This window comes from Paenibacillus sp. MMO-58 (assembly GCF_037146255.1).
Classification (GTDB): domain Bacteria; phylum Bacillota; class Bacilli; order Paenibacillales; family Paenibacillaceae; genus Pristimantibacillus.
The window spans coordinates 94491-106949 of record NZ_JBBCVY010000009.1; the positions used below are offsets into that span (position 1 = coordinate 94491).

At 50.5% G+C, this 12459-nt stretch carries 11 protein-coding genes; 10 read left to right on the forward strand and 1 reads right to left on the reverse strand.

What is annotated here, in order from left to right; genetic code table 11:
* Positions 1-327: 327 nt before the first annotated feature.
* The 5 genes from WFJ73_RS24030 (at position 328) to WFJ73_RS24050 (ending at position 5891) form a co-directional block, all read left to right on the forward strand.
* Entirely contained in the window at positions 328-1428 is a 1101-nt protein-coding gene (locus WFJ73_RS24030) for a Gfo/Idh/MocA family protein (RefSeq protein ID WP_336775488.1), read from the forward strand.
* 12 nt (positions 1429-1440) lie between these two features.
* Positions 1441-2334, forward strand: a complete 894-nt coding sequence (locus tag WFJ73_RS24035) for a carbohydrate ABC transporter permease (protein ID WP_336775489.1) — start codon at positions 1441-1443, stop codon at positions 2332-2334.
* Positions 2335-2348: 14 nt separating this feature from the next.
* Positions 2349-3188, forward strand: coding sequence for a carbohydrate ABC transporter permease (locus WFJ73_RS24040; RefSeq protein ID WP_127492530.1), 840 nt, complete (start codon positions 2349-2351; stop codon positions 3186-3188).
* A gap of 80 nt (positions 3189-3268) precedes the next feature.
* Entirely contained in the window at positions 3269-4642 is a 1374-nt protein-coding gene (locus tag WFJ73_RS24045) for an ABC transporter substrate-binding protein (protein ID WP_336775490.1), read from the forward strand.
* Positions 4643-4838: 196 nt separating this feature from the next.
* Entirely contained in the window at positions 4839-5891 is a 1053-nt protein-coding gene (locus tag WFJ73_RS24050) for a LacI family DNA-binding transcriptional regulator (protein WP_336775491.1), read from the forward strand.
* A gap of 425 nt (positions 5892-6316) precedes the next feature.
* On the opposite strand, the gene WFJ73_RS24055 is transcribed toward WFJ73_RS24050, so the two are convergent.
* Complete coding sequence (locus tag WFJ73_RS24055) at positions 6317-7216, reverse strand: AraC family transcriptional regulator (RefSeq protein WP_336775492.1); 900 nt, start codon at positions 7214-7216, stop codon at positions 6317-6319.
* Positions 7217-7362: 146 nt separating this feature from the next.
* Here WFJ73_RS24055 and WFJ73_RS24060 point away from each other — a divergent pair, with 146 nt between their 5' ends.
* The 5 genes from WFJ73_RS24060 to WFJ73_RS24080 all read left to right on the forward strand — a co-directional run bounded on the left by WFJ73_RS24060 (position 7363) and on the right by WFJ73_RS24080 (position 12437).
* Positions 7363-8211 (forward strand): sugar phosphate isomerase/epimerase family protein, encoded by an 849-nt coding sequence (locus WFJ73_RS24060; RefSeq protein ID WP_336775493.1) that lies wholly within the window; start codon positions 7363-7365, stop codon positions 8209-8211.
* Positions 8211-9233 (forward strand): Gfo/Idh/MocA family protein, encoded by a 1023-nt coding sequence (locus tag WFJ73_RS24065; protein WP_336775494.1) that lies wholly within the window; start codon positions 8211-8213, stop codon positions 9231-9233. The genes WFJ73_RS24060 and WFJ73_RS24065 overlap by 1 nt, the downstream gene beginning before the upstream one ends.
* Before the next feature lie 14 nt (positions 9234-9247).
* Positions 9248-9895: a carbohydrate-binding family 9-like protein gene (locus WFJ73_RS24070; RefSeq protein WP_336775495.1), complete on the forward strand. Its 648-nt coding sequence runs from the start codon at positions 9248-9250 to the stop codon at positions 9893-9895.
* 664 nt (positions 9896-10559) lie between these two features.
* On the forward strand, positions 10560-11498 hold the full coding sequence (locus WFJ73_RS24075) for a hypothetical protein (protein ID WP_336775496.1): 939 nt from the start codon (positions 10560-10562) through the stop codon (positions 11496-11498).
* Positions 11499-11864: 366 nt separating this feature from the next.
* Complete coding sequence (locus tag WFJ73_RS24080; protein ID WP_336775497.1) at positions 11865-12437, forward strand: sulfurtransferase TusA family protein; 573 nt, start codon at positions 11865-11867, stop codon at positions 12435-12437.
* Positions 12438-12459: the final 22 nt, after the last annotated feature.

The following is a 12459-nucleotide window of genomic DNA, read 5'->3' on the forward strand; positions in this document are numbered from 1 at the left end:
CCCAAGTACATTTGAGGGAAATTGTTGGAGAAATTTGCTTAACAAATATTAAATTTGGCGCAAATCAATAAAATATACCTGACTTATTGATGTCATATTTCCAAATTTTATGGAGCAATAAGTTAAAATGTTTAGCGAAAAACCCGCGTTATTACTGAGAAAAATATATAAATTAATTTTGGCGCAAATATGTCAGGTATTTTACCCAAAAATTGTTGACTTGTCGTGAAGGCTGCGTTATGATCAGAACATGAAAGCGACTACTCGCCATGAGTTGTAACGATCCGGATCATATTTGGCGCAAAATTATCGATGGAGAGTGTAGACATGGAAAAACTGAAAATGGCATTTATCGGCGTGGGAGATATGGGCTCGCATCATTGCATTGGTTTTGATCTGCTGCCGGAGTGCAAAGTGAATTATATTTGCGATATGAACCAGGCAAACGTTGAGCGTACGCTTGCGGAGCTGAAGAACAGCAAGCCGGTTATCGTAGCCGACTATAAAGAGCTCTTACATAAAGAAGACATTGATGCGGTTGTCATCAGCGTGCCTAACTATTTGCACCGTGAAGTAGCGGTCGCTTTTCTCGAGGCCGGCAAGCATGTTTTCCTGGAAAAACCCGTTGCCCATACCCTTGAAGACTGCAACGCGATTATTGAGGCAGCTGAGGCAAACGACCGCATCCTGCAGATCGGTCTCGTGTACCGTTACTCCAACGTATACCGGAGAATGGCCGAGGAGCTGGGGCGAGGACGCCTTGGCGACGTAAAGCTCATGTGGTGCAAGGAGTTCCGCGATCCGTTCCCTCCGACGGAGTGGTTCTATGACAAGAACAAGTCGGGCGGCGCGCTGGTTGAGAAGGACTGCCATCACTTTGATATTTTCAACTGGATGATCGGCTCGAAGCCGGTACGGGTATTCGCAACCGGCGGTCAACACGTGATGAAGCAAGGGCAGCCGAACCTGATTACCAACTCCTACAGCCATTATCCTGCTAAGCCTATCGAGGATATCTCGATCGTTGACCATGCATGGGTAACGATTGAGTACGAGAACGGAAGCAAGGCGAATCTTGGTCTTTGCATGTACCTGAAGCCTCGCAATTTGATGGGGGAGGGTCTTGAGATCGGGCTGATCGGCGAGAACGGCGGCCAGATGGTGGCGAAGAACGACAAGACGATCGACATCGTAGGCGGACAAAACTTTACCCGCGACCACCTCGATATCGACGTTACTTCAGACTCGATTATGGGAGGACATACCGGCGGACAAACGCAGCGGATCGAATTCGTGAAGAGCGTGAAGGAAGGCAAGCAGCCTTTTGCCTCCGCTTATGTCGGCAGAGACGCGCTTCTGATTGCGCTGGCGGCGGAGAAATCCATCGTGGAAGAACGCTATGTTTACGTGAACGAATTAATGAAGTAAGGGGGTGCCCGGATGAAAAGCAAGCTGAGAAGATATGACACACTTATTTTCTTCTTATTTATTTCCCCTTGGATAATCGGATTCTCGCTCTTTTTCCTTGTTCCTTTTGGTACTTCCGTATTTTACGCGTTTACCGATGCCCGCCTGCCGGGCGCGGCGAACTATAACTTCGTCGGGTTGTCGAACTTCGTAGACATGTTCAATAATCCGATCTTCAGCAAAAGCTTAGGGAACACCGCCTACTTCGTCGTTATAGGTGTTCCAATCGTAACGGCGGGCATGCTGCTGCTGGCCATGCTGCTCAATATGAACGTCAAAGGCATCGCCCTTTACCGCACCTTTTATTACTTGCCAACGCTGGTGCCGATCGTGGCGACCGTCATCATCTGGCGTCTCGTGTTCAACTCGGAATTCGGCATTCTGAATGCGGGGTTGTCCGTGCTTGGAATCGGCAAGATCGACTGGATGGGCAGCGAAGGCTTGATCAAGCCGGTCATAATCCTGCTGCAGGTATGGATTTCCGGGAGCGGGGTGCTTATCTTCCTTGCGGCTCTCAAGAACGTGCCGAAGCATCTGTATGAAGCGGTTCTCATCGACGGGGCTAACAAGGTTCAATCGTTCTTCCGCGTGACGCTTCCGATGATCAGTCCTTCCATTCTGTTTGTCGTCATTATCCAGACGATGTACAACTTTCAGATGTTTACGGAAGCGCTGCTGCTGACGAAGGGCGGGCCTAATTACGCGGCGTACACCTTTGTCTATAACATCTACAAGTCGGCGTTTACGGATTTGAAATTCAGCATGGCGATGACGCAGTCCATCTTCCTGTTCGCGCTGATCTCGCTTGTGACGTTTGTTCTGATGAAGCTGTCTAAGCGGTTTGTCTATTATGAAGGCGAGAAATAGAAGGGGGAAACAAGATGACTACGTCTAACAGACGCGTGATGAAGCAAACCGGCAAATACGCGCTTCTGACAGCCGCGCTGGTGCTGTTCGCGGGACCGCTCGTATGGATGCTGTCGACGATGCTCAAGACAAAAGCCGAAACGTACAAGGTTCCTCCGACATTACTGCCGGAATCGCTCAACTTCGAAGCGTTCAACAGGCTGTTTGATGTACAGCCGCTGATGTGGAGGTGGATCCAGAACTCCTTCGCAATCTCCGCGCTTGTGGTGCTTGGTGCGGTATTGTCCAGCTCGATTGTTGCTTACGGCTTCTCGCGTTTTTCAACCAAATACAAGGACCGGCTGTTCCCGATCGTCCTTATGACGCTGATGATCCCGCCGTCCATTCTGATGATTCCGTCCTACGTGCTCTTTACGAAGCTGCACTGGGTGGATACATGGCTGCCGCTGATCGTTCCGGCGTGGCTTGGCGGCGCGTACTACATCTTCCTGTTCCGGCAATTTTTCATGACGATTCCTCAAGAGCTTGACGAAGCGACTTATCTTGATGGGGGGAACCGTTGGACCGTGTTTACGAAGGTTATCATGCCGCTGTCCAAACCGATTGTCGTTACGACCGTAATCTTTGCTTTCGTGAACTCATGGCTCGATTTTCTCGGACCGTTTCTTTACATCAAGAGCAACAACATGTTTACCCTCAGCGTTGGTCTGCAGCTGCTCATCGGCCAGACGAGTCAGGATTTCCCGGCGCTTGCCGCCGGCGCTTTTATCAGCATTGTGCCAATCGGTCTGCTGTTCCTGTTCGCGCAGCGCTATATCGTTGAGGGGGTGGTGCTCACGGGTTCGAAGGGGTAAGGACGATAGGGAGAACAACACGGGCAGGCATAAGATTTTCAATACTGCTGTTTTCAAAATAATCTAAAGGGGAACTGGATATGAAAACAAACAGAAAGTGGTTATTGGGTCTTTTTACGCTGGTATTATCCATGACGATTATCATCTCCGGCTGTGGCAGCAACAATAATAATGGCGGTTCGAATACGGCGGCAAACGGCGGGCAAAGCGATAACGGCAGCGCGGAGCAGACAGAGAAACCAGCCGAGCCGGTTACGATTACGTATTCGCAATGGGGAACGGCGGAAGAGCTGCAACGTACGCAAGAGCTTCTCAATAAATTCATGGAAGCCAATCCGAGCATTACCGTTAAGCTGGAAGGCAAAGACTGGGGTAGCTATTGGGACGGTCTGACGGCTAACGCCGCGGGCGGCACGCTTCCCGACGTATTCAAAACCAGCTATGCCTTTATTGAGAAATACGCCGAGCTTGGCATCTTCAAAGAGCTGGACGGTCCGCTTGCGGACAACAACTTCGATTTGAACAATATTGACCAAAGCCTGCTTGGTTTACATAAATACAACGGTAAGCAGGTATCGCTTCCGATTGACGCGAACGTTATCGTCTGGTACTACGATAAAGCGATCTTTGCGGATCCGAAGAAGAATCCTAAGAACGCGCCGGTTCCTTCCCTTGAACCAACCTGGAATGAGATTATCGACATCGCAACCAAGCTGACGCTCGACAAGAACGGCAAGAACCCTGGCGAAGCCGGCTTTGACGGCAACAACATCGTGCAATGGGGCATGTCCGTATCGCCTGGCTCAACCATGGATTGGTTCCTGGAGCCGGAGCTGTGGTCCAACGGCGCGAAGCTTGTGAACGATGACGGATCGCTTGCCCTGAATACCCCTGAAGCACGTGAAGTACTGGATTTCTTTATTGACGCAACGAAGAAAAAAATCAATACAACGCCTGCGCAAATTGAAGGTCTCGGCGGCCAGGTGAACCTCGGCATTACAACCGGCAAGGTTGCGATGAACCCGGGCGGCAACTGGAATACCACCAACTTCAAGGAAGCTAAGGTAGATTACGGCATTACGTACCTCCCGAAATTCAAAGAGAACAAAACGGTTGTACAACCGGCTGGTATCGCGATTTCGAGCAACACGAAGCATGAAGACGCAGCATATAAGCTGCTTGCATGGCTGGCAGGTCCTGAAGGTCAAACCGAGCTGGCGAAGCAAGGCTACTCGATTCCGGCGAATAAAGCGGCATCCGACGCTTATATCGCAACCGCAGGCGAAGCGAATAAAATTTTCCTCGACGCGCAGCAGTTCGGCATCATTTCGCCGTTCACGGTGAAGAAGACGGATCTGGTATGGACATACGGCGAGCAATCGCTTAAAAATCCGCTTGCCGGCGACGGCGACGTGGATGCGGCCATTAAGGATCTGGAATCCAAGCTGAAATAAGAGGGTTAAGGAAAGAGCGGGGGAAAGAGGCGTTTGGTCGCTTCTTTTCCCTTTTTTGCTTAGGCCTGAAAGCCTGAAATGACGGTGTTTCTTGACTATTGATGAATAGGGCTATACAATAGAATTTGCCGCAACTTTTGCGTTGTTGCCGCAATTATAGAGAGCATATATTCGATATAGGAACAGAGAGGAACGTATGATGGCCAAGTTGAAGGATATTGCAGAGCAGGTCGGGGTATCGATCTCGACGGTATCGCGGGTCATGAAGAATGACTCCACCCGTTCCGTCAGCGAAGAGACCCGTAAGAAAATTTGGGAAGTTGCGGAGAAGCTCGGCTACAAGGCGAACCGTGCGGAGAAGCTGGGCAAATCCGATAACAAGCTGATGGTTCATATCGGCTGTGTCGTTGCCATTCCTCAGAACAAATATAATAATCCTTACTTCTCCGTTATTCTGGAGGGTATCGAGAAAGCATTGACAGAGTCCGGTCTACGGCTGGATTTTGTATACAGCATCGAGAATCAGCAGGATATCCAGCAGCTCCAGTCCCTCGTGAAGGAGCACCGGATTGACGGCATGATTATTGTCGAGCGGATTGATGCGGATGCGTACCAATGGATCAAGCAGAACGTGAAGGCTGTTGTTGGCGTGGATTTGGCGGACAGAGCGATTCCGGTCGTCTGCTATGACCGCGAAGCCGCGGCGAAGGAAGCCGTGCAGCATCTCATCAAGCAGGGACATAAGCAGATTGGCTATATAGGCGGTCCGGAGCTGAATGATCCTTTCCGTCAGGAGAAGCGGTTCCTAGGCTATCAAAGCGCGATGCGCGAAGCAGGGCTCGAGCTGAACGACAATTGGATTATCGACGTGAAATGGGATGTATCTCTCAGCTATGAGCTGACCAAGCAGGCATTCGAGAAAAAAGGCTATTCGCCAACCGCCATATTCGCGGCCAGCGATATGATGGCGATTGCGGCGATGCGCGCCGCTTCGGAGCGCGGTCTTCGCATTCCCGAGGATATCGCGGTTGTTGGCGTCGATAATATCGAAATTTCCGAGTTCACTTCGCCGCCGCTTACGACCATCCACGTACCGAAAATCGAGATGGGAATGTATGCGGTGAAGCTGCTGCTCGATTATTTGAATCATCAATATTCGCTGCCGGTGCGCATGACGATTCCATATCGGATGGTATACCGCCGCTCGTCCGAGTCCCAGCAACCGGCCATCAGCAGCTTACAATCATAGAGAAGAGGCCCCTGAAGTCATCGTTGATGATGGCATTGGGGCGCCTTTTTTTGTTCCCTTCATAGAATTCTACTAATAGACTGCACTCCGCCTTGCATAGGATCTCGCCGTTAACCGGAACGCATTCTGGTTTCTATGAGCTCATACTTGCTGGCAGCGACCAACGGTATGGCACGCGCGGAGCTTCATTGCAAAAAGTGCAGGATAATTGCTCAAAATAGTGGTTGCCGAAGAGATATGTTGCATGGAATGCAGTATATCGTTCGTAAAGAGCTCAGATTAACCGTTTTTCGCCTGATATCCTGCACTCCGTGCAGGATATTGTTATGAAGGGCCTAAAATGTACAATTACGCTGCATAATGTGCAGTCTGCAAGAAGGGATGGATTAAATAGCAAGCTTCGAAAGCCGCCATTAGGGGGTTGCTCATCCCTGTGCCCTTGCCTTGGCAGTACGGGCGTAATCGGACGGCGGCATGCCGGTTGCTTTCTTGAAATCGCGCGAGAAATAATGAATGCTGCTGTAGCCAAGCATGGCGGCAATCTCGGTCATGTTGTATTGCTGCTCGCGGATCATCGTTTTGGCTTCCTCGATCTTGAGCTGCTTGAAATAGTCCATCGGGCCAATGCCGGCCTGCGCGTGGAACACTTCCTTGAGCCGGCTTTTCCCCAAGTGAAGCTCCTTGCATAGCCTGTCCAAAGTCAGTTGTTCGGATAAATGCCCGCGCATGAAGGAGATAATCCGGTCGGCTGTCCGCTGCTCGGCTTTCTCCGTCTGAAAGGAGGCAGGCTTGCGTACGGATTGCCGGTCGGCATCTTCTTGCTGCCGGATCAGCTGAATGAGCAGGGTCTCCAAGTAATTGCGCATCGCCTGCTCGCTGGCGAAGGGGGCGTCCTCCCGGGTAACAAGCTCGTGGATATCGGACTTGTCGTAAGGCGGTTCAAAGGAATAAAAGCCTTCCTGCATGAGCAATGACAGCAGATTCCGGTCTTTTGTCCCGAGCTGAAGAATCCGGTTCTCGAAGCTTTCCATGCATGGGGAAGAGCACTCGAAAGAAAGCACAAACAGGTTAGGCGGCTTATGCTGGCTGCCAACCTTCACCGTATGAAACTCTCCGGGCTTATGGAAGATGATCATGCCTTGATCGAGCTGATGCGTTTGCTCATCCGCCCTTACCTCTACGGTCCCCTTATCCACGTAAAGCAGCTCCCAGAAGTCGTGCTGCTCCCCCTCGAACACGTAACCTTTCGCAAATTCAAAGTAATGGAACGAAATCAGCTTGCGTACCGCAAGCATTTCTTTAAGCGTATGGCGAATGAATTCCACCTGTTGCCCTCTCCCTTTTTCACACTTGTTTGCACTAATTATAAATCCTTTTCGCCCTGTGCAAAAGGTCCGGCTGATTTGCTAAATAAGGGCGTCGCAGCGGCCTTTATAATGGCAATATAAAGAGCTAAAGGAGGCTGCCCAACTTGAAAAAAGGGATTAATATTTGGTCATTTCCGGCAGGCATGAGTATAGAGGAAAGTATTGAACTGGCGAAGGATGCCGGCTTTGACGGCATCGAGCTGTCGCTGAACGAGACAGGCCCGCTAAGCGTGGAAAGTACAACGGATGAAGTACGCGCAATCCGCCAATTTGCGGATAACACCGGTATCGAGCTGTCGAGCCTCGCAAGCGGCTTGTATTGGGACTACCCGCCAACCAGCGAGAATGAACAAGTGAGCGCAAAAGCATTTGACGTTGCAAGAAAGCAGCTTGAGCACGCGGCTGCGCTGGGCGTGGATTCGGTGTTGATCGTGCCTGGAGCGGTTGGCGTTGATTTTATTCCGAATGCGCCGGTGGTTCCTTATGACCGGGCGTACGACAATGCGCTGGCCTTCTTCACGAAGCTGGCGAAGGAAGCGGAAGCGGTGAAGGTATCCGTTGGCATCGAGAACGTATGGAACAAGTTTCTGCTGTCGCCGCTTGAAATGCGCGGATTTATTGACGCGGTTGGCTCCGAGTATGTCGGTTCTTACTTCGACGTAGGCAATGTTGTTTATTCCGGCTACCCGGAGCATTGGATCTCGATCCTGAACAAAAGGATTAAGAAGGTGCATTTCAAGGATTATCGCAGACAAGCGGGCGGACTTCACGGCTTTGTGGACTTGCTTGCAGGTGACGTGGATTATCCGGAAGTTATTCGCGCGCTGGAAGCAATCGGCTATAACGATTACGTAACGGCGGAGATGATCCCGCCATACACCCATCATACGAAACAAATCGTGTATAACACGTCTGCTGCAATGGATGCGATTTTAGGGAGGACGGAACGCTAATGCTGAAAATTGGACTGATTGGACTTGGATTCATGGGCAAAACCCATCTCGAGAATTACCTGCGTCTCGAAAGAGAAGGAGCGCCGATTCGCGTCGTAGCGCTTTGCGATGTGGACGAAGTGAAGCTGAACGGCGGCGGCAGCGGCGGGAATATCGATACTTCCTCGGAGAACGCGATTGATTACGGCCGGTTCAACAAATATACGTCGGTACAAGCGATGCTGGAGAGCGAGCAGCTTGATGCGGTCGATATTACGCTGCCTACCTTCCTGCACCGAGACGTCACTACACAATGTCTGAGCAACGGCGTTCATGTGCTCTGCGAGAAGCCGATGGCGATGAATGCGGAAGAGTGTGACGTAATGATTGCAGCCGCGGAAGCAAGCGGGAAGCAGCTGATGATCGGACAATGCCTGCGCTTCTGGCCGGCTTATGTCTACCTGCAGGAGCTCGTCAGCAACGGCAAGTTCGGCAATGTAACTAGTGCGTACTTTTACCGCGGCGGCGGCACGCCTTCCTGGGGACCTTGGGTGTTGGTGAACGAAAAAGGCGGCGGCGCTTTGCTCGATATGCACGTGCATGATACCGATGTCGTAAACTGGCTGTTTGGGAAGCCGGAAGCGGTATCGTGTTACGGCAGAAACGTAATCGCTGGAAGCGGCTACGATATCGTCTCCACGCATTACCGTTATGCGGATAACAAGATTGTATCCGCCCAAGTGGACTGGACGTTAAATGGCGACTTTGGCTTTGAGATGGGCTACAAGGTTAACTTTGAGCATGGCAACGTGCAGTTCGACGGCGCTTCCGTCAAAGTAAATCCGAATGACGGAGCAGGCTTCACGGCAGAGCTGCCGGCTGATCAGGGCTATTACTATCAGCAAAAATATTTCATCGAAGCGCTTGTTCAAGGTTTGCCGCTGGATACGGCTACTCCGGAGAGCACAAAGGCCAGCATCGAAATCGTAACGGCGGAGCGGGAATCGGCGGATCAACGCGGCGCATGGATTGCCGTACCGTAAAGGATCGCCTAGTCATGAGTAAACAGCATGAATTTTCATTTGCAGCGGGCGCTGCCGGTTATACGGACAAGGAATGGCGGGAGCTGCCGTCAGCGGAGGTTGCTTATCAGCAGTGGCTTCAGGTAGAGCAGCCGCCCGAGACGGAGGTCCGCGGCGTATACGATGATGAGGCGCTGCACCTGCAGTTCCGGGTTTACGAGGAATCGCCTGTTATGCGCCACAGGCGGCATGGCGACCCGGTCTATCAGGACAGCTGCGTGGAATTTTTCGTTCAGCCGCTTCCCGCCCGGGATTCGCGTTATCTCAACTTCGAGCTGAACGCCGCCGGTATGCTGCTCTTGGAGATAGGCGAAAGCGGCGGCTCGAAACGCAAGCGGATTCTGCCGGAAGCCGCAAGCCAGTTCGGCATACGCACGGCCCTTGGTTTATGGAATCCCGATTGCCGGAGAATGTACTGGGAGCTTAACCTGCGTATTCCGTTTGCTTTCATTAAATACTGGTTTCCGGATTTCCGGGCGGAACCCGGTGCCGTGATGAAGGGCAATTTTTATAAATGCGGCGATCTGACGCCGGCCCCTCATTACTTGAGCTGGTCGCCGGTTCAGTCGGAAACCCCTAATTTTCATCGCAGCGACAGCTTTGGAACGTTGGTATTTGAATAAGTCTGGCATCAGTAAAATGAAGAAGCGTATTCATGAAAAAGTGTTGCAGAGGGTGAACTGTCCCTGCAACGCTTTTTTCGATTTTGATCCATTCCAGCCTTCATTAACAAATGGTGTGCAAGAGAAAGCCATTGCCCTTCGGTTGTTAGAGCGCAAAAAGCCTCACTAATTAGTGAGGCTTTTTGCGTTAAAGCTGCGCACGCAGCTACTATCGGGCGAATTAGTGAGTATCTCCGCCGTCCGCGTACGTTGTCCCTCACAAACAATGAGTCTAGCCCTCACAGTCGCACGATATCGCCGGCCCCGAGCACGTTTGATTGCGAAATTTTTATGCCATTCCAAGAAGGTATGCGTTTTTTCTTCCTGCATAGAATGGCAAGGCTTATTAAGATCTCGCAAAGTTATTCACATAGTTACCCACATATCAACGGGCTGATTACACGGGAAAATTAGACTTTCAACAGCTTTCGCCCACATATCCACAGGTTGTTTTATCCACACGTGATTAATTATTAAGGCTCCTAATTTTTTAGTTAACCGCCTTAAAGACTAGGGGGAATAAGCCTAGTACTCCAATAAGGACCGGCTGTTTTCTATATTTTCCAAGGTATGGTAAGGTAGTCATAAGAACGGGGTCATTATGAACAGGAGGGAAATGATGAGAATGAAGGGCATGTGGATAGGTGGGGCTATAGGCTTGCTGCTGCTTGCCGGATGCGCGAACTCGGAAACAAACGAACCCACGCCAACACCAACACCAGTGGTAAGTGAACTTGCTGAAACGCCGGTGCCTAGCATAGAAACGCCAGAAGAACAGCCTACGGAATCGGATGATGGGGCGGCTAACGGACAATTGGAGTTGAGTGGTCTGGAAAACGTGTTTGCGTTCGCGGACGAAACGGGGCAGCAGTTGATCACTATTCCGAATGATAACGGGGATGAAGTAGAGAATCCCGAGCAATTCGTCACGGCTATCGGAAATGGCGGGGACCGGGTTGAGATCGAGTATGTCCACCATCAGGAGGCTAATGAACAGGATAACAACAGACAGTCGATTAATAACTTTAATAATATGGCGGGGTACCTTTACAAGGTGAAAGACGATGGGATTCTCCTGCCGAATAAATCCTATCTGTTGGCAAGGGAAGGCGTCGTTAATCAAGGCTCCTTGGTCGACATAACCAGTGCAGAAGACGGGCAATACGAACAAGCGGATGCCGATACGATAGCCCGCGTAGAAGGATTAAAGGGCAGAAAAGTGACGTCAAGCAGCATCCTCTCCGAATCGGACCAAGAGAAGATAGCCTTGTTTGTATTCGAGCGCGAAGGAGACGACATGCTGGCAAGCCTCGCTTACCTTCGCGACGATAAAGTGCTGTTCAAGGATTTCCCCGCAACCTATAACGAGTCCGGTACTTGGCGGGTAGACGGCGGAGACGACCCGGGACGGTTTGAGGTGCTGTTCCTCGCCCACTCCAATGAAGGAGTGCTGCTGGGAATCGCATGGGCGGGTTTCGAAGGCGAAAACCTGTTTGTCTTACAAGAAGCAGACGGTGCCCTCCAGGATACGGATCTTAAGGGCGGAAGGTATTGGTCGCCTTAATAATCATTTTGTTTTAGAGCAGCCGAAAGGCTGCTTTTTTCACCATATAAGAATTTAAAAGCTCCCGAGCAAGTCGGAAGAACAAATTCTTATTGGCGATAAAACCTACCTCTAAACGCGGTCGATCTTCTTCGAAAGGCCTCGATTAGAGGTTTTTTCATATAGTACCTAGGCGTTACATGATTTATCCGCTAATTAGTCTGGGAAAATAAGTATTATTTCGAGCGGTTGACAATAAACCATCCTGAAAGTAATATACCTATAGGGGTATACGTATTATACTCAAATTCACATCCCGTCGGGCAAAGCAAATCATATTTGTTTTTCATATTGGCTAAAAACCTACAATTTGAGGAGGCTACAACATTGCTTGATATTAAAGTAAATAAGGTTCTGGATTGCAAAGGCTTGGCATGTCCGATGCCGATTGTCAAAACAAAGAAAGCGATGGATCAGCTTGAATCCGGTCAAGTGATAGAGGTTCAGGCAACGGACAAAGGTTCGCTCGCCGATATTCAAGGCTGGGCAAGAAACACGGGTCATCAATATTTGGGAACTGTAGAAGAGGGAGATTTGCTTAAGCATTATCTCCGCAAATCCAGCCCGAATGAAATTAAGGAAGAGAAAAAACATCCACTTACGGCGTCCAACGATGAACTTTTGAAGAAGCTGCAAGCGGCAGAGAACGTAACGATTCTCGATGTGCGGGAGTCCGCTGAATATTCTTTTAATCGCATACCCGGTGCCGTATCAATTCCGCTTGGCGAGCTGAAAGATAGAATAAGCGAGCTGAAGCCGGAGGATGAGGTGTATGTCGTTTGCAGAACGGGCACCAGAAGCGATTTGGCCTGTCAGCTGCTCGCAAGCAAAGGCTTCAAGCAAGTGAAGAATGTGCTACCGGGCATGTCCGAATGGACAGGGCCAACGGAAAAGCTGTAACAAACAACCCAATAAACGGAGG